The 25,405-nt window shown below is 53.3% G+C and carries 24 protein-coding genes; 14 read left to right on the top strand and 10 right to left on the bottom strand.

Going from position 1 to position 25,405, the window contains the following annotated elements:
- Window positions 1-137: 137 nt before the first annotated feature.
- Together tnpA and EVJ23_RS05815 are read left to right on the top strand one after the other, a co-directional pair.
- Window positions 138-536, top strand: a complete 399-nt coding sequence (tnpA, locus tag EVJ23_RS05820) for an IS200/IS605 family transposase (protein WP_083274143.1) — start codon at window positions 138-140, stop codon at window positions 534-536.
- A 4-nt stretch (window positions 537-540) separates the two neighbouring features.
- Window positions 541-1,617, top strand: a complete 1,077-nt coding sequence (locus EVJ23_RS05815; RefSeq protein ID WP_070329167.1) for an RNA-guided endonuclease InsQ/TnpB family protein — start codon at window positions 541-543, stop codon at window positions 1,615-1,617.
- A 251-nt stretch (window positions 1,618-1,868) separates the two neighbouring features.
- On the opposite strand, the gene EVJ23_RS05810 is transcribed toward EVJ23_RS05815, so the two are convergent.
- On the bottom strand, window positions 1,869-2,120 hold the full coding sequence (locus EVJ23_RS05810) for a hypothetical protein (protein WP_070329166.1): 252 nt from the start codon (window positions 2,118-2,120) through the stop codon (window positions 1,869-1,871).
- Between the two features lie 64 nt (window positions 2,121-2,184).
- Here EVJ23_RS05810 and EVJ23_RS05805 point away from each other — a divergent pair, with 64 nt between their 5' ends.
- Window positions 2,185-2,982 carry an HAD-IIB family hydrolase gene (locus EVJ23_RS05805; protein ID WP_161567016.1) on the top strand — a complete coding sequence of 266 codons (798 nt, stop codon included), beginning with the start codon at window positions 2,185-2,187 and terminating at the stop codon, window positions 2,980-2,982.
- 15 nt (window positions 2,983-2,997) lie between these two features.
- Here EVJ23_RS05805 and EVJ23_RS05800 read toward each other — a convergent pair whose 3' ends face one another.
- Both EVJ23_RS05800 and EVJ23_RS05795 read right to left on the bottom strand, forming a co-directional pair.
- A complete protein-coding gene (locus EVJ23_RS05800; RefSeq protein ID WP_131464765.1) occupies window positions 2,998-3,261 on the bottom strand; it encodes a hypothetical protein in 264 nt (87 codons plus the stop codon).
- Between the two features lie 174 nt (window positions 3,262-3,435).
- Window positions 3,436-3,651: a zinc-ribbon domain-containing protein gene (locus EVJ23_RS05795; RefSeq protein WP_236633483.1), complete on the bottom strand. Its 216-nt coding sequence runs from the start codon at window positions 3,649-3,651 to the stop codon at window positions 3,436-3,438.
- A gap of 128 nt (window positions 3,652-3,779) precedes the next feature.
- Here EVJ23_RS05795 and EVJ23_RS05790 point away from each other — a divergent pair, with 128 nt between their 5' ends.
- Both EVJ23_RS05790 and EVJ23_RS05785 read left to right on the top strand, forming a co-directional pair.
- The gene (locus tag EVJ23_RS05790) at window positions 3,780-4,013 is read left to right on the top strand and encodes a hypothetical protein (RefSeq protein WP_070329164.1); all 234 of its coding nucleotides are present in this window, start codon (window positions 3,780-3,782) and stop codon (window positions 4,011-4,013) included.
- Between the two features lie 294 nt (window positions 4,014-4,307).
- Window positions 4,308-5,822: a UDP-N-acetylmuramoyl-L-alanyl-D-glutamate--2,6-diaminopimelate ligase gene (locus EVJ23_RS05785; protein ID WP_330857364.1), complete on the top strand. Its 1,515-nt coding sequence runs from the start codon at window positions 4,308-4,310 to the stop codon at window positions 5,820-5,822.
- A 61-nt stretch (window positions 5,823-5,883) separates the two neighbouring features.
- Here the strand turns inward: EVJ23_RS05785 and EVJ23_RS05780 are convergent, their stop codons facing one another.
- On the bottom strand, window positions 5,884-6,879 hold the full coding sequence (locus EVJ23_RS05780) for an MDR family oxidoreductase (RefSeq protein WP_131464761.1): 996 nt from the start codon (window positions 6,877-6,879) through the stop codon (window positions 5,884-5,886).
- A gap of 145 nt (window positions 6,880-7,024) precedes the next feature.
- Between EVJ23_RS05780 and EVJ23_RS05775 the strand changes: the two genes are divergently transcribed.
- Window positions 7,025-7,468, top strand: a complete 444-nt coding sequence (locus tag EVJ23_RS05775; RefSeq protein WP_070329160.1) for a hypothetical protein — start codon at window positions 7,025-7,027, stop codon at window positions 7,466-7,468.
- An 18-nt stretch (window positions 7,469-7,486) separates the two neighbouring features.
- Here EVJ23_RS05775 and EVJ23_RS05770 read toward each other — a convergent pair whose 3' ends face one another.
- From EVJ23_RS05770 to mgtE, 6 genes are all read right to left on the bottom strand, one after another.
- On the bottom strand, window positions 7,487-7,696 hold the full coding sequence (locus EVJ23_RS05770; protein ID WP_070329159.1) for a hypothetical protein: 210 nt from the start codon (window positions 7,694-7,696) through the stop codon (window positions 7,487-7,489).
- 89 nt (window positions 7,697-7,785) lie between these two features.
- The gene (locus EVJ23_RS05765; protein WP_070329158.1) at window positions 7,786-8,490 is read right to left on the bottom strand and encodes an SDR family NAD(P)-dependent oxidoreductase; all 705 of its coding nucleotides are present in this window, start codon (window positions 8,488-8,490) and stop codon (window positions 7,786-7,788) included.
- A gap of 12 nt (window positions 8,491-8,502) precedes the next feature.
- A complete protein-coding gene (locus tag EVJ23_RS05760; RefSeq protein WP_070329157.1) occupies window positions 8,503-8,892 on the bottom strand; it encodes a GNAT family N-acetyltransferase in 390 nt (129 codons plus the stop codon).
- Window positions 8,892-9,905 carry a serine hydrolase domain-containing protein gene (locus EVJ23_RS05755; protein ID WP_131464759.1) on the bottom strand — a complete coding sequence of 338 codons (1,014 nt, stop codon included), beginning with the start codon at window positions 9,903-9,905 and terminating at the stop codon, window positions 8,892-8,894. The genes EVJ23_RS05760 and EVJ23_RS05755 overlap by 1 nt, the downstream gene beginning before the upstream one ends.
- Before the next feature lie 186 nt (window positions 9,906-10,091).
- Window positions 10,092-11,876, bottom strand: coding sequence for a solute:sodium symporter family transporter (locus EVJ23_RS05750; RefSeq protein ID WP_131464757.1), 1,785 nt, complete (start codon window positions 11,874-11,876; stop codon window positions 10,092-10,094).
- A 143-nt stretch (window positions 11,877-12,019) separates the two neighbouring features.
- Complete coding sequence (gene mgtE / locus EVJ23_RS05745; protein WP_131464755.1) at window positions 12,020-13,378, bottom strand: magnesium transporter; 1,359 nt, start codon at window positions 13,376-13,378, stop codon at window positions 12,020-12,022.
- 335 nt (window positions 13,379-13,713) lie between these two features.
- Between mgtE and arcA the strand changes: the two genes are divergently transcribed.
- The 8 genes from arcA (at window position 13,714) to cydC (ending at window position 25,395) form a co-directional block, all read left to right on the top strand.
- On the top strand, window positions 13,714-14,943 hold the full coding sequence (gene arcA, locus EVJ23_RS05740; protein WP_131464961.1) for an arginine deiminase: 1,230 nt from the start codon (window positions 13,714-13,716) through the stop codon (window positions 14,941-14,943).
- Between the two features lie 16 nt (window positions 14,944-14,959).
- Window positions 14,960-15,988 (top strand): ornithine carbamoyltransferase, encoded by a 1,029-nt coding sequence (gene argF, locus EVJ23_RS05735; RefSeq protein WP_070329153.1) that lies wholly within the window; start codon window positions 14,960-14,962, stop codon window positions 15,986-15,988.
- 53 nt (window positions 15,989-16,041) lie between these two features.
- Complete coding sequence (gene arcD / locus EVJ23_RS05730) at window positions 16,042-17,517, top strand: arginine-ornithine antiporter (protein ID WP_131439395.1); 1,476 nt, start codon at window positions 16,042-16,044, stop codon at window positions 17,515-17,517.
- Between the two features lie 15 nt (window positions 17,518-17,532).
- The gene (gene arcC / locus EVJ23_RS05725) at window positions 17,533-18,495 is read left to right on the top strand and encodes a carbamate kinase (protein ID WP_070329152.1); all 963 of its coding nucleotides are present in this window, start codon (window positions 17,533-17,535) and stop codon (window positions 18,493-18,495) included.
- Between the two features lie 181 nt (window positions 18,496-18,676).
- Window positions 18,677-21,019, top strand: coding sequence for a glycoside hydrolase family 31 protein (locus EVJ23_RS05720; RefSeq protein WP_131464753.1), 2,343 nt, complete (start codon window positions 18,677-18,679; stop codon window positions 21,017-21,019).
- A gap of 121 nt (window positions 21,020-21,140) precedes the next feature.
- Window positions 21,141-21,830 carry a Crp/Fnr family transcriptional regulator gene (locus EVJ23_RS05715; RefSeq protein ID WP_131464751.1) on the top strand — a complete coding sequence of 230 codons (690 nt, stop codon included), beginning with the start codon at window positions 21,141-21,143 and terminating at the stop codon, window positions 21,828-21,830.
- 128 nt (window positions 21,831-21,958) lie between these two features.
- The gene (gene cydD, locus EVJ23_RS05710; protein WP_131458991.1) at window positions 21,959-23,683 is read left to right on the top strand and encodes a thiol reductant ABC exporter subunit CydD; all 1,725 of its coding nucleotides are present in this window, start codon (window positions 21,959-21,961) and stop codon (window positions 23,681-23,683) included.
- Window positions 23,680-25,395, top strand: a complete 1,716-nt coding sequence (cydC, locus tag EVJ23_RS05705; protein WP_070329149.1) for a thiol reductant ABC exporter subunit CydC — start codon at window positions 23,680-23,682, stop codon at window positions 25,393-25,395. The genes cydD and cydC overlap by 4 nt, the downstream gene beginning before the upstream one ends.
- The last annotated feature ends 10 nt before the right edge of the window (window positions 25,396-25,405 follow it).

Below are 25,405 nucleotides of genomic sequence, written 5' to 3'. Positions count from 1 at the left end.
AAGCCCAATCCTTTAGTGGTGGGATGAACGTGAGCTTGATTTCGGAGTCCCGCTAGTCGGAATTTCAGAAATCAACAAGTATGATCTTATCCCAAGAAAATGTATCACTCTAATAAAATTAATGATACGATAAACGTATGAACAATTACAGAAGAACCAAAACCACCGTGTCGATGATCCAATATCATTTCGTGTTCTGCCCGAGGTATCGCCGAAAATTATTCGATGACGATACGTTCGAGCAACGATTCAAAGAGATCGTCCGTGACGTCTGCGAAGAGCTCGACATTCGACTCATCGCCATCGCGTGTGATCGGGACCACACACATCTATTCTTGTCGGCGTTGCCATCCCTCAGCCCGTCTGACATCATGGCGCGCATCAAAGGCGTCTCGTCGAAGCGACTACGAGAGGAGTTTCCCCATCTCACACATCTCACGAGTCTTTGGACGAGATCTTTCTTCGTGTCGACGGAGGGAAGCGTCTCCAGTGAGACCATCAAGCGTTATGTCGAGGAACAAAAGACAAGGGGGTGACACCGTGTCGCAGACATTGACGGTGAACATCAAACTTCGTCCGACAAAAGAGCAACAATCGATCTTAAAGCGGATGATGCGCACCTACATCGGCACGACGAACCAGCTCGTCTCGGACATGGTGCAAGCTCGAGAAAGCTTAAAGCTGACGAGCAAAAACGTGAGTTCCGACCTGCCCAGCGCCGTCAAGAATCAGGCCATCCAAGACGCGAAGAGCGTGTTCAGGAGGGCGAAGAAGAAGGACTTCCAGGTCGTCCCTGTCCTCAAGAAGCCGTACTGCACCTGGAACAACCAAAACTACTCGTTCGACTTCGAGTCGATCTCCTTCCCGATCATGATCGACGGAAAGGTCAAGAAGACGGCAATCCGCGCCGAGATGGTCGACCCGGACAACCGGAACGCCACGCTCCTCGCCAACAAGCTCGGAACGCTCCGCATCACGAAGAAATCGAACAAGTGGATCGCGCAGATCGCCGTCACGATCCTCACGACGGAGAAGGGGGGCACCAACGTGCTCGGGGTCGACCTCGGCCTGAAAGTCCCCGCCGTCGCATCGACAGATCGTGGCAAGGCGCGGTTCTTCGGGAACGGGCGTGAGAACAAGTATATGAAGCGCAAGTTTCGTGCGAAACGGAAAGAGCTCGGTCAACAGAAGAAACTGGATGCGATCAAGAAGCTGAACAACAAAGAACAGCGCTGGATGAAAGACAAAGATCACAAGGTGAGCCGTGAGATCGTCGACTTCGCGCAAGAGAACCATATTTCTGTCATCCGCCTAGAAAAACTGGCGAACATCCGACAGACGGCAAGAACAAGCCGTAAACACAACAAGAACCTGCACACCTGGTCGTTCTATCGCTTGGCATTGTTCATCGAGTACAAGGCAAAGCTCGAAGGGATCAAGGTCGAATATGTCAATCCGGCCTATACCTCTCAAACCTGTCCTTCCTGCGGCGAACGAAACAAAGCGAAAGACCGGACGTACGCCTGTCCGTGTGGATTCAAAAAACACAGAGATCTAGTCGGTGCGATGAACATCCGATACGCACCTGTGGTCGATGGTGACAGTCGACCAGCCTGAGAACCTATAGGGTCTGTCTCAGGAGGGGTGATGGCACACCCTCATCTGAAGGCTCGGACAAAACAGAAATGGACTGCGTTCGCACAAGCACTTCGGAATCCCACTCATCCTGAAGGGATGGGCTTGCGGCTTTAGCCGTGGGAGTGTCAATCATGAAGGGAGTCCCTTGTATTGATCTAACGGATGAAACCGTAAAATGGATGCCTATTTGATATGACTATTTTGTGAACAGTCGTATGTAACCATCGTGTTCAACGTGAACACGTGGAAGTTGCATCCCCGATTTGACGGAAGAGTCGTAAATTCAAGTAGGTGAGCAGCTGATGTGTCGCGTAGCTGAAGAGCGCCGCCGTGACGAGTGTCATGACAAGCGCGGGCCCGTTTGACAGCGACTGATGCCAGAACGGATACGTCCGCACGCCGGACAAAAAGGCGAAGACGAGGGCGAAACCGATCAGGATTCCGCTATACTGACAGTAGTACCGACTTAATCGATTTTTCATGTCGCTCATTCCTTTCGTCCTTTTACTATACGAGATGGGGTATGACGACACAAGGAGGATGACCATGAAACGATTTACGAACGAGGGGCGGACGCTCGTCTGTTTTGATTTCGACGAGACGTATTTCCCGCATGCGTGTACGGCTGAACAGCTCGAGCACTTGCGGCGACTTGAAGATTTTCTCGAGCAACACTCCCATCGGTTTTCGACGATGTGGGTGACGGGGAGCTCGCTTGAGACGATTGCTGAGAAGGTGAGGCGGGCCGACATGCGCTACTTTCCGCATCGGATCGCCTCGAGCCTCGGGACAGAGTTATACCATGTCACAACTGCAGGAGAACTCGAGCTAGACTCGAACTTCCAGTCACTGTTCCCGTCTGATTTCTCTCGCCGTGTCGAACAGGTCGTCACTCACCATGCGCTCACGATTGAGCCGCAGACGAACATGGGGACGAACGCGTGGATGCACAACTATTATTACTTCGGTGAAGATGAAGTCGAACTAGAGCGCATCCAAACGGCCGCTCGTGATTTTGGGATCGCGGTCAACGTCAGTCGCTGCAATCCACTCGCCGGAGATCCCGTCGGGGCGTATGATATCGACTTCATCCCACGCGGAGCCGGGAAGACCGCCGCGGTCGATTACGTCTGTACCCGCTGTGCATTTCAAGTGGGCGAAGCGTATGCGTTCGGTGACAGTGGGAACGACTTGGCGATGTTGAAGCACGTCGGTAACGGATACGTCCTCGGCAACGGGACGGAACAAGCCAAGTCTGAGCACGATCGTGTGACCGCGGGAAGTTATGCGGAAGGAATACTAGAGGTGTTGATGCGGTTTGTGCAGGAGACACGGTCGCACTAGTTCACTTCATGCACTTTAAGCGAAACGGAGTGCCGATTGTTGCGCGCTCGCGAGCAAATGGGACCGAACCGTTCTCGTGGAAAAATCAAATGAGACGTGACTGTGCCAAAGTTCGGTGAACACGGTCACGAGGGCGGCTTCCGCCAAGTCAGGGCGTGTCGTCAAACGCAGTGTGACGGCGTATAATATGCGTTCGTAACGGTCGTATAGGAGTTCTAAAGCGAGGGCGTCTTTTTGTTGGATGCGTTCGTACAATTCGCGGTCGGTAATAAATGACATTGTAAACTCCTTCAGAGGGTCCAGTTCTCTCATGTTTTGGTCGCGGTGGTCAATCGGGTAAATAAGTAATGGTTATATTTCACTAATCACCGCGCCGTAAACGGTTACTTTGACCGCGGAGCACATTCAAAAACACCCGAAGAACCGTTTATGCGGGTCTTCGGGTGTTTTAGGTCAAAATGAATGATAGCAGTGGGGGCAGGTTTGGCTACTGCCCGGTGCCCGTTTGAACGTCTGTTTACAGTTCGGGCACGTGACGGTCTCGCTCTCTTGACCGAACAAGCTTCCGCGGTTGAATAAGACGTCTTTCAAGTTCGGCAACGCCTTGGCGGCAAAAATCATGGAAATAAATAAGAAGATGGCCAAAACGGCCAACATGACGTATGTCATGACGGGCGTACCCCTTTCACAAAAGATTCGTTTCTTCTAGCATACGGGAAATTACTCAAACGTACACCTTTAGATTAGAAACGGGAACAAATGTTCTGTATAATGAATGTAACAAAGGAGGGGGCAGGATGAAGGATGAAGTGACGCGTTGGATGCGGATGGGCCGGGTCGTCGAATTGATGTATGTGGATCGTCACGGGATCATCTCGAAGCGACGGGTCAAGTTGATGAAGCTACAAGGGGAACAAGTAATCGCATGGGACATCATGAAGCAAGCCCGGCGGACGTTTTGCATCGAGCGCATCCTCGCCTGCCTCCCGATGGTCGACCGGAAATTTGGAGGAGAAGAGGGAGTCGGATGACGCCACTCCCCAAATGTTCGGCGCCGGCAGAACGCGCACTGCCGCCTCTACTGATACGCTCGAACAACTCACGGCTTATCCGAGAATGAAGATCGCCGTGATGCATGGTGTCGGACCGAGTGTGTTTCGATTGTTAAAGAGTGCTTTCGCTGAACAAGGACTTCGGTTCACGGATAGCGAAATGAATTCCTAGTCCCGTTATGGGCTAGGAATTTTCTAGTTAGACGTATGTTTTCCTATGAAAGAGGGAAGTAATATATTTGTCATCTCTATTTCAGCCTAAAATCTAGTACCATGACGATAAGGTTTGTTAACCTAGCGACACCCATGAGAAAGGAAGTACACAGCATGAGGACGAAACATTTATCCGCCATTCTAGGAAATGAGATGGATGATATCGAATGTGATCCATGGGTGACCGGAATTGAAACAGATTCCAGAAAGGTCAGTCCAGGGAATTTGTTTATATGCATCCGTGGTTATACGGTGGACGGACATGAATTCGCCGAAGACGCTGTCTCTAAAGGAGCGAGCGCGGTGATTTCTGAATCTCCGCTTGACCTCGAGGTGCCAAACATTGTCGTTGCCGATACGAAACGAACGGCCGGAGTGGTGGCGAGCGCGTTTTACGACCACCCGTCCCATCGGATGCGAATTTACGGCGTCACCGGTACGAACGGGAAGACGACGACTGCTACGTTAACATATGATTTATTTCGTTTATCAGGACGTCCGGTCGGGATTGTCAGTACGATTGGAGCCCGTTATAAAGATAAGAAGTTAAAGACGCCTAACACGACGCCAGAAGCCGTCGTCTTGCACCGCATCTTGGCCGAAATGGCAGATGCCGGGGTGACCGACTGTGTCGTCGAAGTATCGTCGCACGCCATGATGGAAGGGCGCGTCGAAGGAGTCCGCTTCCATGCGGCGGCGTTTACGAACTTGACGCACGACCACCTCGACTACCACCGTTCAATGGATGAATACGCACGGGCGAAAGCGCGTCTATTCGAACAAGTTGAAACGACGGACGGCGACGCCATCATCTTGAACGCGGAAGACCCGGCGAGCGAGACGATGGCCGCATTCGCACCGACGCGGCGGAAAGTCATGTACAGTACGCACGCAGACGTCCCGGCCGATATTCAAGTCATCTGGCTAGGTCACACCGTCCGCATCAAAATGAACGCGATGACAATCGAAGCACCTGTTCACTTTATGGGATCGTTCAACGCTGCCAACTTGGCCGCGGCCATCGGTCTCGTCTCGACGTCGGAGCTCATGCTTCGCGCGATTATCGATAATGTTCCAGGGCTCACACTTCCGAAAGGTCGTCTCGAGCGGCTTGACACGGAAGATGCGGAGATTTATATCGACTACGCCCATACACCGGACGGGCTTGAAAAATGTCTGTCCACTTTACAAAAAGGGGAGCGGCAGCTCGTCGTCGTCTTGAGCGCGGCCGGAGACCGTGACCCGACGAAACGGGCTGAGATGGGACGCATCGCGAGCCGCTATTCGGACGATTTGATTGTGACGGTACATGATGTCCGAACCGAAAATCCGAAGCAGATCATTGACGGGCTGCTCGAAGGGATCGACGCGGACACGCATTATGTGACGTTTGAAGCACGAAGAGACGCGTTGCACCATGCGGCCGTGCAAGCGCTCGACGGCAAGCGCATCGTCGTCGTCGGAAAAGGGCACGACCATGTCGAACGTGTCGGCAGCGAAGCGATCCCGTTCAATGAATCGGATATCTTGTTAGAAGAACTGAAAAAATTAAAAGGCCAAGAACCGGCCGTTTGAATTTCATTACCAAGCATACAGAAGAAGGGCTGAATCGTTGGATTCAGCCCTTCTTTGACGTTTAGTCGTTCATGCGGACGACGGTCCGGCCACTCAGCTCACCGCGCATCATCGCCTCGGCTTGACGCGGGACGTCATGGAGCGGGATCTCGTGCACCATCTGGTTGAGTACGTGCGGTTCGATCAGCTCGTGTAGACGCTCCCACGCCGTCACTCGTCTTGCGACCGGCTGCATGACCGAATCGATGCCGACGAGACGGACGCCTCGCAGGATGAACGGGTAGACGGTCGCAGGAAGTTCGTGCCCTCCAACTAGTCCACAAGCGGCGACGGTTCCTTCGTATCGGGTTTGGCTTAAAATATTTGCGAGTGTGTTACCACCGATCGAGTCGATCGCAGCATCGAACCGTTGGCGAGCGAGTGGTCGGGGGGGTCCTTCCAATTCACTGCGTGGTATTGTCTGTTCAGCACCGAGATCAGTTAAATAAGATGAATCTGTTTTTCCAGTCGAGGCAATGGCGTGATAGCCGAGTTTATGGAGCAAGGCAATCGAGAAACTTCCAACTCCTCCGGATGCTCCCGTGACGAGCACTTCTTGACCGGGATGAACGCCTTCGTGTTCGAGTGCCTCAATCGCGAACATGGCGGTCAGTCCGGGTGTCCCGATCGTGATGGCATCTCGCATGTTCATGCCTTTCGGTAATTTCACGAGCCAATTTCCTGGAACTTGTGCAAACTGGCTGAAGCCACCGAAATGACGCTCACCGATGCCAAAGCCGGTCGCGATGACTTCGTCCCCAGGCTTGAAATCAAGATGATCAGATTCGGTGACTTTCCCGACAAATTCGCAGCCTGGGATGAACGGATAATGGCTGACGATTTTGCCCGATCCGGTCAATCCGAGGGCGTCTTTGTAGTTGAGTGCCGAATAATGGACCTCGACGAGGACGTTGCCGTCCTCTTCTTTAGGTAGTGAGTCGAGCTCGACCTCAGTCACCTCGGAATGGAGTCGGTCGTCACGCTTGTCGAGCACGAGTGCTTGAAATGAGTCGTTCATTGTAAATTGGCCCCTTTCTGTATGGCAAATCTGTTCCCTTTGTATCATTACCCACTCTGGAAAATATATACGCGAATGTTTCGTTATAACGAGGTGTGGAATGGTACAATGTAGTAGATTCAATTAGAGTGAGGAGGAATGAAGCATGCGGCACGACGACTATGAGTTTGATGAAGAAGTAGAAGTAGAAGAAGGCGAATTGTTCAACGTATACGACATTCTGCCACCAGATGGAACTATTCTCGAAATGGCGACTGCCGAAGAGATGGTCCGCGCGGCGGAGCTTGAAGCGACACATAACGCGCTCGAGCGAATCCAAGAATCAAACTTCCAGTTGTCAGGAGTAACGTTTAAAGAGTTACTGACAGAGTTCGAACGATACGAGCAAGAATCGATGGAATTCTGGACGGGCGTATATAGCCGACTGCGCATTCCATGGGCATGGACGATTCGAATCGATGTGGCCAATGGCCCGATTCACGTCGTCAATGATCGTGACATCTTTATCGATGAGGCAGACTTCGAAGAGTACGATTTTGAAGAGTTTGCCGATGATGACTTTGAAGATGAGACCGATAACCAAAACTGAATCCAAAACGTCTTTCCCTTATTCAGAAGGGAAAGACGTTTTTTTGACTTCGCTCATGTCCATACGCATACGCATCACTTCCGTGGCACCGAACCAGAGTCCGACGCTACACAGCAGGGACACACCGCTCACCAACGCTCCGACGATCGCGATATCTCCAATCATCGTGAACGATAGCACGAGGCTGAATATCCCGAAAAACAGCAATCCTCCCGCTATAGTCTTCATACATCACGCCACCCTTTCTCATTTGATTTGACTCTAGTGTAGCCGGTCAAACGAGACAGGGTTGGTCTATTTTTATACCTGGTTGAAAATTAGATGAGGTCGTGGATGGTATACGTTTTTCCATTGACAAACGGCTTGTCGATCAACTGCTCGACGAGGACGCGGCCGACCGTCTCAGGCGAGCGGAGTTTTCCTTCCGTCTCGTAAGCTTGAAACTGTTCGACATCTTGAAACGCTTCTCGTGAAGACGCGCGGATCGTCTGTTGCATGGATGTGTCCATCACGCCCGGGTTGAACAAGGCGAGGCGATGTCTCGTTCCTTCTAGTTCGAGCGCGACGGTCTCACTAAAGTGGTCGAGTCCAGCTTTCGTGCCGCAGTAGGCGCTCCACCCCGAGATCGGACGTTTGGCGGCACCTGACGTCACGTGGATGAGCGAGACGGGCACATCGTAAGCGAGGACGGCGTTCGTGATCAGCATCGGGGCGAGCAGATTCGCCTGAACGTGAGCGGTGAGCTGCTCCGTGTCGAGGTGGCCGGCCCGATGAATCGGTTCGATCAACGCCGCATTTTGGATGATGAGTAGCGACGTGGCGTCAGCGATGTACGGCTTGATTTGGTCAAGGGCTCGAAGTGTACTCGATACGTCGGATAAATCGACTTCGATATGTTTGAACGTTAAATCGCGTGATTGCGAGCGTGATAGGTTGATGACGTCGTAGTTTCGTCTCGACAGTTCTTCGGCGACAGCACGGCCGAGACCGCGTGACGCACCGGTGACAAGGGCAAGTTTCAAATAAATTCTCTCCTATTCGTGAATCGTTTTTCGAAAACCGTAGAAGGGGCGGAAGTTCAAGCGTTCATAATACGTATGCGAGGAAGCGCTCGCGAGCATCTCGAGTCGTGTCTCAGGATAGAGTGCATGGACGTGTGTCAATAACCGTTCCCCGAGGCCAAGCCGGCGGTGCGAAGCAGCGATGAGCAACTCGCACACGTAAAGGCTGACTTTTGTGTCGGTCAAACCGCGAAGATAGGCGATCACGTGTCCCGTTTCAGACTCGATGACGAAAGCGATGTTCGAGCGGCGCCATGCTTCTTTTGTCAACTCATCTTGACGAACGAGCTGGTGCCAGCCCTCAGCTTCGTTCAACGCTTGAATCTGTTCAAAATCTCGTTCATCGTAAAGACGGATGATCATCAAGACGCACCCACTTTCACTTCAATCGCTTTCATCACATCAAACGCCCCCTCTGACTCGTTCGAACAGACGACAGAAGTGACTTCTAAAGCAGGGTAATAGGCGGAATGGAAGCTGACACCGGGATCGTAGCCCATCACGTGATATTTGAATACCTCTTCGTTAGGTTCGAGTTGAATCCAGACGCCATACCCGTAATGTCCGCCCCGGTCATTGACGGTCACGTGAGGTGTCAATAACCGCGTTGTCATCTGTTGACCGAGAAGACGATGCCTGAGCAACGCGTCCCATAGTTTGGCCATGTCGGCCACCGTCACGAACGCCCCTCCGTCCGAACCGCCTTTGACGGGAATAGAGTACTGGTTTGTCCGCCATGAACCGTCCGGATTGTTGATATAGCCGAGCGCCGTATCGGCAGGCAGGGCGTCAAGCGAGAAGTAACCGGAGTCGGTCATGCCGGCCGGTGTGAAGACGAACTGTTCGATGTAATCCGAGAACGTCAATCCGCTCGCTTGTTCGACAATGAGACCGAGCAAAATGTAACCGGCGTTATTATAGTGGAATTCGCCGATTTCATGTTTCATTGACTGTTGCTGGAACATGGGCAAAAAGTCGCTCAATCGTCTTAGCTGATACATCGGACGTTGTTGCCATAACTCTTCAAAGTCGTCCATGACGGATTCATCAAAATAGTCCGGGATGCCTGACGTATGAGTGAGTAACGTTTCGACTGTCACACGTGTATCAAACTTAGGTAAATCAAGGGATAGACAGTCTCGGAGCAGCGAAGTAAACGCCAGCTTCCCTTGTTCGACGAGCTGACAGATGGCGATCGCCGTGAACAACTTACAGCCAGAGGCGATCCCGAACCGAGTCACGTCACGGTTTGGCAGTTGTTCGGAACGATTCGCATATCCTTGTTGGCGTTCGATTAATAGGTCATGCTTTCGGACAGCGAGACATGTGCCTGAAAAAGCGGATGAGATTTCAAAATCTGACCAATTAGTATTCATGAGTGGACCTCCGACGTTTGGCTGTTCCTTTCCGTTTCTAAGTATGTAAATCATACCATTACACATTAACCTAAATAATGGAAAAATGATAGGTGTCATTCTTATGGTGAGGCGATTTTGCAGATGAAAAAACACCGTTCGAACTGATTCATTTCAGCAGGAACGGTGTTTTTGTAAAGAGGCAGGTCACCCGCCGCTCGCTTTTTCTTCGATCTCGGTTTCGGTCGTTCCAAGGTTGTTCAAGTACACCTCGTATCTCGGGAGCCAGTACCGGTACGATACCCAGACGAGACCGCTCGTCGCGGCGAACAATGTCAGCGTCGCTGGCCAGAACCAGCCCGAGACGATCCCGTCCGCATAGGCAAGACCAATCGGAGAGAAGACGAAGTAGACGAACACCATCGAGGCGATGAGGATGATTGACGTCGAGATCGCATGACGCCAAGGTTTCACCCGACCGAGGTCGATCCGGATCGGCTTGATTTGTTGCATCGGACGCAGTTTGGCGAACAACAACATGATACTCGTCTCGATGACGAACAAGATGCCGTAGATGTGGATGAAGTTGATGCCAAGGTCAAATCCGAACCACTGTTTCATACCCCAGACTAAGAAGTAGTACGTGATGACGTGGAAGCCGATGACGATTTTAGCGGCGATCGGCGGCACGCGCTTGACGAGCATGCCAATCAAGACGACGACGAGAATCGGGATGTTGAAGAAACCGGTGAAACGGCGAATCAAGTCCCAAAGACCGTCCGGCGCGTACATCAAGTTCGGTGCGACGAAGAACGAGACGAGCGCGACGAACGTCCCGAACCATTTGCTGACCCGGATCAAATCTTTGTCCGAGGCATCGGGTTTGAACTTCGGTTTATAAATGTCGAGCACGAACAGTGTGGCGATACTGTTCAGCAATGAGTTGAACGAGCTGAACACCGCGCCGAGCAAGACGGCGAGGAAGAAGCCCATGAGCCACGTCGGTAACAAATCGGCGATCAAACTCGGATAGGCGAGGTCTGCCTTGTCCATGTTCGTGCCGTATAAGTGAAACGCGATGATGCCTGGAAGCAGCATAAAGATCGGAACGAGCAACTTCAAATAACCGGTGAAGAGGACACCTTTTTGTCCTTCGGCGAGGTTTTTAGCCCCAAGAGCCCGTTGAATGACATATTGATTCAACGCCCAGTAGAACAAGTTCGCGAAAATCATTCCGGTGAAGATGGATAGGAATGGCACCGAGTCGTTCGATGACCCGATCGCGTTCAACTTTTCAGGGTTCGACGTCGCGATCGTCTTCATCCCTTCGACGACGCTGCCGTCGCCGAGTGCGATAAAGCCGAGCGTCGGGACGAGGAAGCCGATGATGATGAGCCCGATGCCGTTGAGTGTATCCGACACCGCAACGGCGCGGAGGCCGCCGAAAATGGCGTAGATAGCGCCGATGATACCGATGAACCAAATGACGAGCCAAAGTGACTGTTCAAAGCTGATCCCGAGCAGTTCGGGCACGTCGAAGAGCTGTAGGACCGCGAGTCCGCCGGAATAGAGCATCGACGGAATCGTGACGCACATGTAACCGAACAAGAACAAGAGGACGGTCAAGCGCCGGACGTCCTCGTCATAGCGTTGACTTAAAAACTCAGGGATCGTCGTGATCCCGATGCCGAGAAAGCGTGGCAGTAGGAATAGTGCCATGATGATGGCGGCAATCCCGGCCGTCACTTCCCATGCCATCGCCGACATGTTGCCGGCGAACGACTGCCCGTTCAAGCCGATCAACTGCTCGGCCGATAAGTTTGTGAGCAGGAGCGACCCGGCGATGAAGAGACCGGTCAGCCCGCGACCAGCCAAGAAATAATCATCGGCGCTGTCGACTTTTCCTTTTGTCAGGCGATAGGATACGTAAGCGACGAGTCCCATGAATAAGGCTCCGGTCACTAATATGTATATAACTTGTTGAATCGTCACTATTTATCCCTCCTTGTATTACTTCTTATCTATAAGTACTTTTCGTAATTACCCGCCTGGCACGATAATTATTTCCCATCATAGCTTTTGTAAACAAACCGTAACAAAGCTCACACGAAAAAAGACACCTGAAACGTCAGGTGTCAGAAAAAGCGAAGCAATGAAGTGGCGACAGTGAAGTAGATGATCAATCCGAGATTGTCCACGACCGTCGTGATGAATGGACCCGAGGCCACGGCCGGATCGAGTTTCAGGCGGTTGATCAAGAGCGGGACGAGTGTACCGACAATCGTGGCAACGCTCAGTGAGGCGAAAATCGACAAGCCGACGATTATGCCGATCAAGGCGCTATCGTACAGGACCGTGATGACCCCGAAAATAACGACCATACAGGCGAGTCCAAGCAGGACACCGGTTCCGAACTCCCGGCGAATCATCTTGGCGACATTTTTCCGATTGATCGTGCCGAGCGCAATCGAACGTACGGCGACGACGAGCGACTGGGTGGCGGCGTTTCCGGCCGATCCCATGACGAGTGGCATGAAGACGGCGAGCAAAACGATCGTCTCGAGCGTATCTTCAAATCCACCGATCGTCGATGCGGTGATCATCCCGAGGAACATGAGGCTGATGATCCAAGGGGCACGTTTTTTCGCTGCCTCGACCGGGCCCATGTTGATGTCAGACGAGCCTTTCGTCGCGGACAGCTCTTCAAAGTCTTCGGTCGTCTCGCGTTCGATGACGTCCATGACGTCGTCGACGGTGATGATGCCGAGCAGGTGATCATCGCTATCGATGACCGGGAGCGCGAGCAAGTCATACTTTTGGACGGTTCGGGCCAAGTCTTCTTGATCGGCCATGACGTGGGCCGAAACGACCCGCCGCCCCATGATGTCAGCGATGAGATGGTCGAGCGGGGAAACGATCAAATCACGGAGCGACACAACGCCGACGAGACGTCGGTCTACATCGATTACATATAAATAGTAAATTGTCTCAGCTTCAGGACCGAGGTCACGCAACTCTTCGAGTGTCGCCCCGATCGTTTTGTCGGCCTGTAACACGATGAACTCGGTCGTCATGATGGCACCGGCCGTATCATCTGGATAGCGCATCAAGTCTTTGACCTCGGTCGCCTCGGTCTCGTCCATCTGTTCGAACAGTTCGTTCATGAAATCGTCCGGAAGTTCGGTCATGAGGTCGGCGGCATTATCCGAGAACATATCGTTTAAGACGCTGACCGCATACGGGCGTGGCATTTCTTGGATGAACTGCTGTTGTTCATCGAGCTCTAATTTTTCAAATAAATCGGTGTACTCTTCAGGTGATAAAGCGCTGTATACAAACGCCCGATCGGGTTGGTTAAGTTCGATGAAGATGTCGGCCTGTTCACCCGGGTGAAGTGTTAAAAACACGTCGCGGAAATCGACCGGATCCCCTTTTTGGATGAGCGCTGTCACTTGGGCTTCATGACGCGCGCGTTCTGTACGTTCGATGGCCATCGACTCACTTCCTTTTCTAAAGTCATTTTTCGTATCCTGTCGTTATCGTACCTTAATTTGAAAAGAAAAAATAATGGATTTTATTCACAGTTCATACATCGTGTATCCATCCTAACCGTTGCTCTCTCCTTGTTCATTGATTCACAACCGTTTGTTCATTCAGTTTGACTTATATTGTATCCATTTTTTTGTGAAATCGACCACAATCAGAACGTCGGAATTACCCGCCTCGGAATCGGGTAAGTTGATAATGTAAGGGTAGAAACACACCCGAATCACTAGGAGGAAGCGAGATGATATCGATGACGGATCAATTGACCGCACGGGATACAACGCTGAAACATCCGATTCACGTGTATTCAGAAATTGGTGAACTAAGGACTGTACTATTGAAGCGTCCAGGACGCGAACTTGAAAATTTGACGCCGGAGTATTTGGAACGACTCTTGTTCGACGACATTCCACATTTGCCGGTCATTCAAAAAGAGCACGACTACTTTGCGAGCGTGCTACAAAACCGGGGCGTCGAGGTGCTCTATTTAGAAAACTTGATGGCAGAGACACTATCGCTGCCTGGCGTACGTGAACGATTCGTCGCCGACATTCTTTCGGAATCAAAATCAAATATTAACGGTTCATACGAGACGCTCAAAGAGTATTTACTCGCTTATGATAACGAACAGTTGATCGAGACGGTCATGGCCGGTATCCGTAAAACCGAGATCAAGCGCGAAAAGCGCCGTCATCTGCACGAGATGATCGAGGACACGTATCCGTTCTTTCTCGACCCGATGCCGAACCTGTACTTCACGCGCGACCCGGCCGCGGCGATTGGGAACGGCTTGTCGATCAATCGCATGAAAGAACCGGCGCGTCGCCGCGAATCACTGTTCACGCAATATATTATGAGATACCATCCACGCTTTGCGAAGCATGATATCCCGATCTGGTCGGATCGTGACTATCGGTTCGCGATGGAAGGCGGGGACGAACTCGTCCTATCAAAAGAAGTCGTCGCCATCGGGATATCGGAACGGACGACCGCCCAAGGAATCGAGCGCGTTGCCCTCAACTTGCTCGCGAACGGGGGCACGTTCAAGAAAGTCATCGCCATCGAGATTCCGAAGTCGCGTGCGTTCATGCACCTTGATACCGTCTTCACGATGGTCGACCACGATAAGTTCACGATCCATCCTTTCATCCAAGGACCGGGCGGCAAGATGAACATCTTCGAGCTGACGTTGAATGCGGAAGGTGAGCTGCACATCACGCAACACACTGATTTGTTGAAAGTGTTGAAATCGGCTCTCGGCCTAGAGGAAATCGTGTTGATCCCATGTGGTGGGGGCGACCCCATCGCTGCGGCGCGCGAGCAATGGAACGATGGGTCGAACACGCTCGCAATCGCCCCAGGTGTCGTCGTTACGTATGACCGGAACTACGTGTCGAACGAGCTGCTCCGTTCAGAAGGGGTCGAAGTCATCGAAATCATGTCGAGTGAGTTATCACGAGGCCGTGGAGGCCCGCGTTGTATGAGTTGTCCAATTATCCGTGAAGATATTTAACGAGGAGGAGACACACATGTCCACAACGTTCAACTTTGATTTGAAAGGTCGTCATTTTTTATCGCTTAACGAGTTTTCGCGGGACGAACTGAACTACTTGATCGACTTATCAGCAGCGTTCAAACGTCAAAAGAAACAAGGGATTCCCCACCGGATTTGTGAAGGCAAGAACGTGGCGCTCTTGTTTGAAAAACCGTCGACACGGACGCGCTGTGCGTTCACAGTTGCGGCAATCGACCTCGGCATGCATCCTGAATACCTCGGGAAATCGGATATCCAGTTCGGAAAAAAAGAATCGGTCCGTGATACGGCGATCGTGCTTGGACGCATGTTCGACGGCATCCAATTCCGTGGCTTCGCTCACGAAACGGTGGAAGGTCTTGCACGGGATGGCGGGGTCCCGGTTTGGAACGGTTTGACGGACTTGTATCATCCGACGCAAATTTTGGCCGACTTCTTAACCGTCAAAGAACAAAAAGGTGATTTGGCTGGCATTCGTTTCGTCTACGTTGGAGATGGACGCAACAATATGGGCAACACGCTGTTGATCGGTGGTGCCAAAGTCGGCATGGACATGCGAATCTGTGCGCCGAAATCGCTCTGGCCGTCTGACGAGGTCGTCGATTACGCGCGTTCGGTCGCGGCTGAAACAGGAGCACGCATCACCTTGACGGAGAGCATCGACGAAGCTGTCGCTGATGCGGACGTCATCTATACCGATGTGTGGGTATCGATGGGCGAAGAAGCTGAATATGAAGAGCGGATCAAGCTCCTTCATCCGTACCAAGTGAATATGGACATGGTCGAGAAGACCGGAAATAAAGACGTCATGTTTCTGCATTGCCTGCCGGCGTTCCACGATTTAGAGACCGAGGTCGGGCGAGCGATTCATGAACAATATGGACTGAAAGAGATGGAAGTGACCGACGAGGTGTTCCGCAGCCGCCATTCATACGTGTTCGATCAGGCGGAAAATCGGATGCACACGATCAAAGCCGTCATGGCGGCGACACTCACCGATACGTTTGAATGGCTCGAACGCTGACGAACGAGGAGGCATGTCCTCCTCATTCGTACTAAACGGAAGGGATGAGTTATATGTCTACTAAATTAGATCATGACTCAAGTGGTTCGGCTGGTGCAAGTCCTGGCAAAAAAGATCAACGGTTAGGTCTTGGTGCACTGACAGCCCTCGTCGTCGGTTCGATGATTGGAGGGGGCGCCTTCAACTTGGCGGCCGATTTGGCCCAAGGCGCGAACGCCGGAGCTATTTTGATCGGGTGGGTCATCACCGGTATCGGGATTATCACGCTCGGTCTCAGTTTTCAGAACTTGACGATGCGTCGCCCTGACCTAGACGGCGGGGTATACAGTTACGCTCGCGCCGGCTTTGGCCAGTTCGTCGGCTTCAACTCGGCGTGGGGCTATTGGTTATCCGCTTGGCTCGGTAACGTCGCCTACGCCACACTATTGTTCAGTTCGGTCGGTTACTTCTTCCCGATCTTTGAAGGTGGTCAAAACATCGCCTCGATTATCGGCGCCTCCATCATGTTGTGGCTCGTACACTCGTTGATTTTACGAGGCATCCACGAAGCATCGATGATCAACATCATCACGACAATCGCGAAACTCGTTCCGATTTTTGCCTTTATCACCATCACCTTGTTCTTCTTCAATATCGATAACTTCACGTTCGACTTTTGGGGCCAAGGCGGCTTCTCGTGGGGCAGTGTGAGAGACCAAGTCGTGTCGACGATGCTCGTCACGCTTTGGGTATTCATCGGTGTCGAAGGGGCGGTCGTCTTGTCGGGCCGGGCCCGTAAGCGCTCGGACGTCGGGAAAGCGACCGTCATCGGCTTACTCGGTACGCTCGTCATTTACTTGCTCATCTCGATCATGTCACTCGGATTGCTGAACCCTGAGAGCGTGGCGAACGCTTCGCAACCGGCGATGGCGTACTTGCTCGAATCGGCTGTCGGACCGTGGGGCGCGATGCTGATCAACGGGGGCCTCGTCATCTCGGTACTCGGTGCTTGGCTTGGATGGACGTTGCTTGCGGCGGAAATCCCATTTGTCGCCGGTAAAGACGGTGTCTTCCCGAAATGGTTCACGAAAGAGAATAAAAATAACGCACCGGCCAATGCACTCTGGCTCACAAACGGGTTGATTCAGTTGTTCCTCTTCACCTTCCTGTTCTCAGACGCTGCTTATAACTTTGCGTTCTCACTCGCTTCGAGCGCCATCTTGATCCCGTATGCGTTCTCGGCGTTCTACCAAGTCAAAGTCGCCAAAAACGGGATTGGCTATGATGCCGGGGAACGTCGGACGCGTGACCTTATTATCGGTGCGGTCGCCTCGATTTACGGGATCTGGTTGATCTACGCGGCCGGTATCGACTATTTACTGCTCACGACACTTCTGTATGCACCAGGGACGCTGCTCTATATTAAAGCGCAGCGTGAGAACGGAATTAAGACGTTGACGAAAACCGAATGGATCGTGGCTGGTATCTTGACCGGACTCGCGATCTTGGCAGTCGTACGGATTGTATCAGGCAACATCTCAGTCATATGATCGGGGGAATCGAGCATGCGTAACAAACGAGTAGTCATCGCCTTAGGCGGGAATGCGATTCAACAAGGAAAAGATGCGACGGCGGGCGCTCAAATTCGGGCCGTCGAGGCGACGGCCCAGTCGTTGGTCGCCCTTATCGAAGAAGGCGTCGACGTCATCATCACGCACGGGAACGGCCCTCAAGTTGGAAACTTGATTTTGCAACAGGCGGCCGCGGACAGTGCGGCGACGCCGGCGATGCCGCTCGACGTCTGTGGGGCGATGACGCAAGGGATGATTGGGTATTGGTTCGAGAACGCCCTCACGAAGGCGCTTCGGTCGCGCGGCCTCGAACGTTCCGTCGCCCCGATCGTGACGCGGTGTGTCGTCGATCCGAACGACAGTGCCTTCAGTCACCCGACGAAGCCGATCGGTCCCTTCTATTCAGAAGCGGAAGCGTCGGTGCTCGAACGGTCGACAGGTCATGTGTTCAAAGAAGATGCGGGCCGCGGTTATCGCCGCGTCGTACCAAGTCCGTACCCGACAGCGATTTGTGAGCATACGGTCATCCGTGACCTCGTCGACAACGGCCACATCGTCGTCGCGTCCGGCGGTGGCGGGATTCCCGTCATCGACACGCCAGACGGATACGTCGGGGTCGAGGCGGTCATCGATAAAGACTTTGCCGCCGCGAAGCTCGCGGAACTCGTCGAAGCGGACATGTTGCTCATCTTGACGGCCGTCGAGCACGTCTACGTCAATTTCGGGACGACCGAGGAAGCCGCGTTAACCGAAACGACAAACGAGCAACTCGAGACGTATATCGCCGAAGGTCAGTTCGCACCGGGCAGCATGTTACCGAAAGTTCGGGCCGCCTTGCAGTTTGCCGAGTCGGGAACGGGACGCGTATCCGTCATCACGTCGCTCGAGCAGGCGCACGCTGCTGTCCGAGGAGACGTTGGGACGAGAGTCCGGCTCGCTGCGACGCTCCAACAATGATCAACGCCGTAGACATCTCGTCTACGGTTTTTTTTGTGCATAACGCGGACTGGCCGTTTTTGAACCGCGAACAAGGGGAAGGGTTGTTGTATGTCAAACCTGACATTGCTATCATCATCTGTGTAAACGGTTGCACTAATATGGGGGAAGGATGTGACGAAGAGCGGCAACGCTCGAACTTATGCGTCTATTTGAACAGGAGAACGTATACACAAAGCAAATGAAGCCACTTGCAGATGAACGTGCCGTCGTCCAAGGGAGCTGCTATCGCTTCACGGTATTGACGAGCCAGTTGATCCGGATGGAGTACGCCGAGGACGGTGTGTTCGAAGACCGACCGACCCAAGTCGTTTGGAACCGGGACTATGACGTCCCTGACTTCCGGATTATCGAGGACGAGAGTGAACTGCAAATCATCACCGATCACGTTCATCTGTATTATACGAAAGGACCGTTCGCGCCGAACACGCTCTACGTCGACGTGAAAGGGAACTTTAGTACGTACTATAGCCGCTACACGTTCAACGGCCCGGAACGGACGCTGAAAGGGACGGCCCGAACGCTCGATCATGTCGATGGAGCGACCGAGCTCGGGGAGGGGATCGTCTCCAAGCAAGGCTATGCCGTCATCGACGACTCGGACTCGTTTCTCATGACAGACGACCGCTTCGTTGAGCCGAGACGAAAAGGCATCCATGATTTGTACTACTTCGGCTACGGGCACGAATACAAGCAAGCGCTTCACGATTTTTATAAGCTGACAGGTCCGACACCGATGTTGCCGCGAAAAGCACTCGGCAACTGGTGGAGCCGCTACTGGCGCTATGACGAGACCGAGTACAAAGGCCTCATGCGTCGGTTCAAAGAGGAAGACATCCCGTTCTCGGTCAGCGTCATCGATATGGACTGGCACGTCACCGACGTCCCTGAAGAGTACGGGAGCGGCTGGACCGGCTACTCATGGAACAAGAATCTGTTCCCGGACCCAAAAGGCTTCTTGACGTGGTTGAAAGAAGAGAACCTGCTCGTCACGCTGAACTTGCACCCAGCCGACGGGGTCCGGGCGTTCGAAGACCAATACGTGGAGATGGCCGAAGCGATGGGGCTCGACCCGTCGAACGGGGATCGCATCCCATTCGATTTCTCTGATAAACGCTTCATCCAAGCGTATTTTGAACAGATGCATCATCCGCACGAGGTAGACGGCGTCGATTTTTGGTGGATCGACTGGCAGCAAGGGTCGACATCGAAAATGGAAGGGCTCGACCCGATGTGGATGTTAAACCATTATCATGCGGCCGATATTTCCCGGGACGGAAATCGTCCGCTGATCTTCTCGCGTTATGCCGGACCGGGAAGCCATCGCTATCCTGTCGGTTTCTCGGGAGATACGCTCATCTCTTGGGCATCGCTTGCGTTTCAGCCTTACTTCACGGCGACGGCGTCGAATATCGGTTACGGTTGGTGGAGCCACGACATCGGCGGGCATTACCGAGGGTCGAAAGACGATGAGCTCGCCGCGCGCTGGGTCGCGTTCGGGGTGTTCAGCCCGATTATGCGCTTGCATTCGACGTTCAGTATCTTTAACGGCAAAGAGCCGTGGCGCTTCGGTCTCGAGTCCGAAAGGTCGATGAAGTCGTTTTTACGACTCCGCCACCAACTCATCCCGTATTTGTACACGATGAACCGGCGTAATCATCAGGATGCGCTCCCGCTCATCCTCCCGATGTATTACGATCATCCCGACGAAGAAGCGGCGTATGGCGTGCCGAATGAATACTACTTCGGCAGTGAACTCGTCGTATCACCGATCGTCGAGCCGATGAACAAGCGGCTTCACGTCGCGGCGACGAACGTCTGGTTGCCGACAGGCGATTGGTTCGACTTCTTTACGGGTCATCGCTACGAAGGTGATAAGTCGATCCGAGTGTTCCGTGGGCTTGACGAACAGGCCGTGTTCGCGAAAGCTGGAGCGATCGTCCCGCTGGCCGCTCATCGCTCTGGACGCAACGACACCGACAACCCGACCGATCTCGAAGTCGTCGTCTTCCCAGGGGCATCGAACACGTTCACGCTGTATGAGGATAACGGGACCGACCGGGCTTATGAGACCGGAGCTTACGCCGAGACGACGTTCACCCTCGACTGGGACGAGCGCAGCCTGCACGTTCATGTTACGGGTGACACGTCCGTCTTACCGTCAGACCGGACCGTCACATTACTCGTACGCGGGGTGACCGGTTCGGGTGAGTATAAACCGGAGACGCAGACGTTACGACTCGAACTCGGTAAAATTGATGAGGAAGTGACGGTGTCGCTCCCTGTCGAGGTGACGAACAACGGTCATCGACTGGAGCGACTGTATCGCTTCATTGACCGCGCCGAGATATCTTACGATTTGAAAGACCGCCTCTACCGGATGGCGGCGTCGAAGACGAGACTCGAAGCGTGGCTGTTTGATCTCCATGCGCTCGAACTCGAACGCGATTTGCAAGATGCGATCATGGAATTGATGCTCGACTGAGGAGAGGGGGCAACCCCTCTTTTGTCTTGTCAGAAAACTGTCGGAATTTGAAAGCGTTTTCACAAGATGGGTCTCGTATACTAAAAGAAAGATGAACAGTTCGGGAAGCGAGGGATTGATCATGAGACAGCAATGGACAGTCGACGATTTAAGACAACTCGATATCTTCAATAAATGCACGAGCCGCGAGCTAGAGAGCTTGCTACCGCACGTATACTGTCGGACGTACCGCAAAGGGCAGCTTTTATTCATGGAAGGCGACCCGCGTGAGCGCGTTTACTTTTTAATCAGTGGGTATGTGAAGCTCGAGCGGTGCAATGAAACGGCGACCCATCAATACACCGACTACTTGAAGCCGAAGCAGCTGTTTCCGTACCGGGGACTGTTGACGGAAACGTATTACCAACATTCGGCGGAAGCGCTGACCGATATTGAAGTCATTTATATGCCGACGGATCGCTTTGAAGCGCTTGTCTCAAGAAATGCGACGATGCTCTTGCATATCGTCGGTCAGATGAATCGAATCCTTGACCTTCACGAACGCCGTGTTCAGGAAATCATCACGCCGAGCGCGAGCGACCGGGTGATCAATACGATCCATTACTTGATTGAAGACCTCGGAGAAAAAGAAGCCGACGGTGTGCGCGTACGTTGTCCGTTCACGACAGTTGAAATCTCGAGACTGTCGGGGACATCGCGCGAGACCGTGTCCCACATCTTGTCGCGACTGCGAAAAGAAGACATTCTCCAGTTCGACGCCCGTCAACTCGTGACGTTGCACCCTGAGTATTTCGAACAAGCGACACACTGACGCCACGCTGCATTCGTGGCGTTTTTTTTGCACGTCTCGATAAGCGAAGCGTTCGCTATGGACACTTACATCAGTTATAATTAGTGAGAATCATCACAAAGAAAAATTGTCATGCACGTTTAGAAAGGATGAACGCAGTGAAACGACTGCAAGCTCTCGCTTTGGCCGAGAAAGGACATATCGTCGGGCTCGTCATCGCCGCGGTGATGATCGGGTTGTCCATCTTGGCTCAGGCTTATTTGATCGTCGACGTCGTCGACCGAGTATTTTTAAAAAACGAATCGTTCCAAAGTGTCATCCCGTCTCTAGGTTGGCTCGTGCTCGCGTTGCTCGCACGTGCCTTGTTCGGGTATGTCTCGGGACGTATCGGTGCCAACTTGTCGGAACGGGCGAAGCGGACGCTTCGACGTCAACTGCTCGACCGCTACACATCGAATCCGATCGAGACGTCTCTATCCGGACAGTCCGGGAAGAAAGTCAGTGTCTATATGGATGCGGTCGATGAGGTCGATGCTTACTTTAGCCAGTACTGGCCCCAAGTCATCCAGACATCGATCATCCCGCTGCTCATTCTCGTCGTCGTCTTCAGTCAGCACTGGATCTCAGGTGTCATCATGATGGTGACCGCGCCGTTCATTCCAATCTTTTTCATCATCATCGGTATCGCGACCCAGAAGAAGTCTGAAGAGCAGATGGAGAAAATGAACCAGTTCTCGGGGAAATTTTTAGACGTCCTTCAAGGATTGACGACACTCAAGCTATACGGACGTGCCGAGCAAGAAGCGCAAGCAATCGAGAAGAGCAGTCTCGACTTCCGGGACGCGACGATGGTCGTCTTAAAGACCGCTTTCTTGTCAGGGCTCATGCTCGAGTTCATCTCGATGCTCAGCACCGGCGTCGTCGCTTTAGAAGTGGCGCTCCAGATGGTCGTTTGGCAAAACTTGACGTTTTTCGCCGGCTTCTTGATTCTCGTCTTGGCCCCGGAATACTATTTAGCGATCAAAGACCTCGGCAGCGCCTTCCATACGGGGCGTGGCAGCATGGGTGCGGCCGATCGCATCTTCGAGGCGCTCGACGCCCCGGACGATCGTATCGAATGGGGAGACAGACCGCTAACAAACCGGACGCCCGAACTCGTGCTCGATGCGGTCTCGTTCCAATATGAAGGGGGTCGCTTCACGCTCCACCCGCTGAGCGGGGTCATCCCGGCACGGTCACACGTCGCCCTGGTCGGCGCGAGCGGATCAGGCAAGACGACCGTGTTGAACGTGCTGTCCGGTCTTGTGAAACCGGACAGCGGCCGCGTCCTCGTCGACGGGGAGCCGCTCGAATCGTTCACCGATACGTCTTGGTACGGGACAATCGGGTATATTTCGCAAAACCCGTATTTGTTCGCCGGGAGTCTCGCCGCTAATATCGCCCTCGGTGAGACGGCGGACGAGACTGACATCATGCGGGCGGCTGAAGCCGCCGGCCTCGTCGAGGTCATCGCCAATTTGCCGGACGGGTTGAATACCGAGCTCGGAGAAGGCGGTTACGGATTGTCCGGTGGTGAGCGGCAACGCCTCGCCCTGGCTCGTGCCTTCTTGAAGCGTCCAGGTATCATCTTGTTCGATGAACCGACGACCGGTCTCGATTTGGTGACCGAGAGAATCGTTCGGCGCTCGATCGAGGAGTTGTCGCGTGACGCGACGCTTGTCACGGTCGCGCACCGTCTCCATACGATCAAGCAAGCGGACGCGATTTGGTTCATGGACGAGGGGAACCTCGTCGCGAACGGCACACATGAACAGTTACTCGCTGTCCCGGCCTACGCCGACTTGTTCACGTTACAGAAAGGGGTGAGAGGATGAACTCACTTTGGACGATCACAAAATGGATGATGAAAGAGAAAAAGGATATCATCCTCTCGATCTTCTTCGGTTATACGGCAGGCCTCGCGGCTGTCGCCTTGTTCGCGGCGAGTGGATATCTCGTGTCGCGGGCCGGCCTTGTGCCGCCCCTCTATGCGCTCATGGTGCCGGTCGTCCTGATCAAGCTGTTCGGCGTCATTCGGGCGGGGAGCCGCTACCGCGAACGCTTGGCGTCACACCGGGCGACGTTCACGATTTTAAGCGAACTGCGCGTCCGGTTTTATCGCCAGCTCGAACCGCTCGTGCCGAACATCTTCGCCAAATACCGGAGCGGGGACTTGCTCGCCCGTGTCGTCGGAGACGTCGAAAGCCTTCAAAACTACTTTTTGCGGGTGTTTTATCCGCCAATCATCTTAGTGCTCGTCTTCTTGAGCACGATCTTCTTCGTCACGTTCTTCTCGATGACGGTCAGCCTTTGGCTCGTGTTCGGGGTGTTCGTGACCGGCTTTTTGATTCCGATCTTGTTTGCCGGCATCCGAGCGAAGCATGACCAGGAAATTCGGGCCTTGCGCGGCGATTTGTCGAGCGGGGTGACCGAGATGATGTACGGGTACCGCGATTTATTGTTGCACGACCAGCTCGGCCAGACCCGTGACGACTTGCTCGCTCGAAGCGATCGTTACGCCGCCGCACAGCGCCAAGACGTGACGAACCAGTTCTTCAACTCGTCGCTCGTCGTCGCCGCGTCACTGCTCGTGTCGTGGGGCGTGCTCGCGATCGGTGCCTACCTCGTCGTCGATGGCGAACTGGACGGCCTGTTCTTGGCCATGCTCGTCATGATGTCATTGACCGCGTTTGAGAACGTGACACCGATGGCGGTCTTCCCGGGTCACTACGCCGATAGTAAACAAGCGGCAAACCGCTTGCTCGAGGTCGTCGAACCAAGTGATCACCTCGTGGCGGCAGAAGCGGCCCGTGACGACATAGCGCTTCAGACGGCGCCTGACATTTCGTTTGAACGCGTAAGTTACCGCTATCCGGATACGTTCCGTGCCGTCCTAGACACAGTTGATGTGACGTTACCTCGCGGATCGAAGACCGTGATCGTCGGTCCGAGCGGGTCTGGTAAGTCGACGCTCCTGCAACTGTTGCTCGCGTTTGTAAGGCCAGAGACAGGCGAAGTACGAATCGACGGTCAGCGCTTGAATGAGGTCACACAAACATCGGTCTGGTCTCAAGCGAGTGTCGTCATGCAAGAGAACCACTTCTTTTTCGGTACCGTCCGAGACAACTTGGCCCTTGCCGGAGACTTCTCCGATGACGAGATGGAGCTGGCGCTGCGAAGCGTCCGCCTCGGTTTCGCGCTCGATGAGCCAATGCTCGAGAAAGGGGCGAACTTGTCCGGAGGGGAACGGCAACGGCTCGCCATCGCCCGGGCGTTGTTGAAGAACGGGTTGCTCTGGATTTTAGATGAAGCGACGTCGGCGTTAGACGCGCGGACCGAATCCGATGTGTTCGCTGAAATCTTCCGGAAGGCGGACGAGGCGACACTCGTCATGGTCAGCCATCGTCTGACCGGGCTCGAACGGTTCGACCAAATCATCGTCATGGAAGCAGGTCGCATCATCGAGTCAGGGTCATACGACGACTTGATGCGCGCCCGCGGCATGTTTTATGAGTTGAAACAAATTGAACAAGATGTGTTCGCCTGAACGAAAAAAA

This window comes from Exiguobacterium sp. SH1S1 (genome assembly GCF_004337245.1).
GTDB lineage: Bacteria > Bacillota > Bacilli > Exiguobacteriales > Exiguobacteriaceae > Exiguobacterium > Exiguobacterium aurantiacum_A.
Note: the sequence above shows the minus strand (reverse complement) of the source record. Positions and strands in the feature narration are given on the sequence as shown.

Excerpts from the sequence above, each read along its gene's own strand:
- tnpA (WP_083274143.1), top strand. The coding sequence starts at position 138 with ATGAACAATTACAGAAGAACCAAAACCACCGTGTCGATGATCCAATAT.
- EVJ23_RS05810 (WP_070329166.1), bottom strand. The coding sequence starts at position 2,120 with ATGAAAAATCGATTAAGTCGGTACTACTGTCAGTATAGCGGAATCCTG.
- EVJ23_RS05805 (WP_161567016.1), top strand. The coding sequence starts at position 2,185 with ATGAAACGATTTACGAACGAGGGGCGGACGCTCGTCTGTTTTGATTTC.
- EVJ23_RS05800 (WP_131464765.1), bottom strand. The coding sequence starts at position 3,261 with ATGTCATTTATTACCGACCGCGAATTGTACGAACGCATCCAACAAAAA.
- EVJ23_RS05795 (WP_236633483.1), bottom strand. The coding sequence starts at position 3,651 with ATGACATACGTCATGTTGGCCGTTTTGGCCATCTTCTTATTTATTTCC.
- EVJ23_RS05790 (WP_070329164.1), top strand. The coding sequence starts at position 3,780 with ATGAAGGATGAAGTGACGCGTTGGATGCGGATGGGCCGGGTCGTCGAA.
- EVJ23_RS05785 (WP_330857364.1), top strand. The coding sequence starts at position 4,308 with ATGACGATAAGGTTTGTTAACCTAGCGACACCCATGAGAAAGGAAGTA.
- EVJ23_RS05780 (WP_131464761.1), bottom strand. The coding sequence starts at position 6,879 with ATGAACGACTCATTTCAAGCACTCGTGCTCGACAAGCGTGACGACCGA.
- EVJ23_RS05775 (WP_070329160.1), top strand. The coding sequence starts at position 7,025 with ATGCGGCACGACGACTATGAGTTTGATGAAGAAGTAGAAGTAGAAGAA.
- EVJ23_RS05770 (WP_070329159.1), bottom strand. The coding sequence starts at position 7,696 with ATGAAGACTATAGCGGGAGGATTGCTGTTTTTCGGGATATTCAGCCTC.
- EVJ23_RS05760 (WP_070329157.1), bottom strand. The coding sequence starts at position 8,892 with ATGATCATCCGTCTTTACGATGAACGAGATTTTGAACAGATTCAAGCG.
- EVJ23_RS05755 (WP_131464759.1), bottom strand. The coding sequence starts at position 9,905 with ATGAATACTAATTGGTCAGATTTTGAAATCTCATCCGCTTTTTCAGGC.
- mgtE (WP_131464755.1), bottom strand. The coding sequence starts at position 13,378 with ATGGCCATCGAACGTACAGAACGCGCGCGTCATGAAGCCCAAGTGACA.
- argF (WP_070329153.1), top strand. The coding sequence starts at position 14,960 with ATGTCCACAACGTTCAACTTTGATTTGAAAGGTCGTCATTTTTTATCG.
- arcD (WP_131439395.1), top strand. The coding sequence starts at position 16,042 with ATGTCTACTAAATTAGATCATGACTCAAGTGGTTCGGCTGGTGCAAGT.
- arcC (WP_070329152.1), top strand. The coding sequence starts at position 17,533 with ATGCGTAACAAACGAGTAGTCATCGCCTTAGGCGGGAATGCGATTCAA.
- EVJ23_RS05720 (WP_131464753.1), top strand. The coding sequence starts at position 18,677 with ATGCGTCTATTTGAACAGGAGAACGTATACACAAAGCAAATGAAGCCA.
- EVJ23_RS05715 (WP_131464751.1), top strand. The coding sequence starts at position 21,141 with ATGAGACAGCAATGGACAGTCGACGATTTAAGACAACTCGATATCTTC.
- cydD (WP_131458991.1), top strand. The coding sequence starts at position 21,959 with ATGAACGCAGTGAAACGACTGCAAGCTCTCGCTTTGGCCGAGAAAGGA.
- cydC (WP_070329149.1), top strand. The coding sequence starts at position 23,680 with ATGAACTCACTTTGGACGATCACAAAATGGATGATGAAAGAGAAAAAG.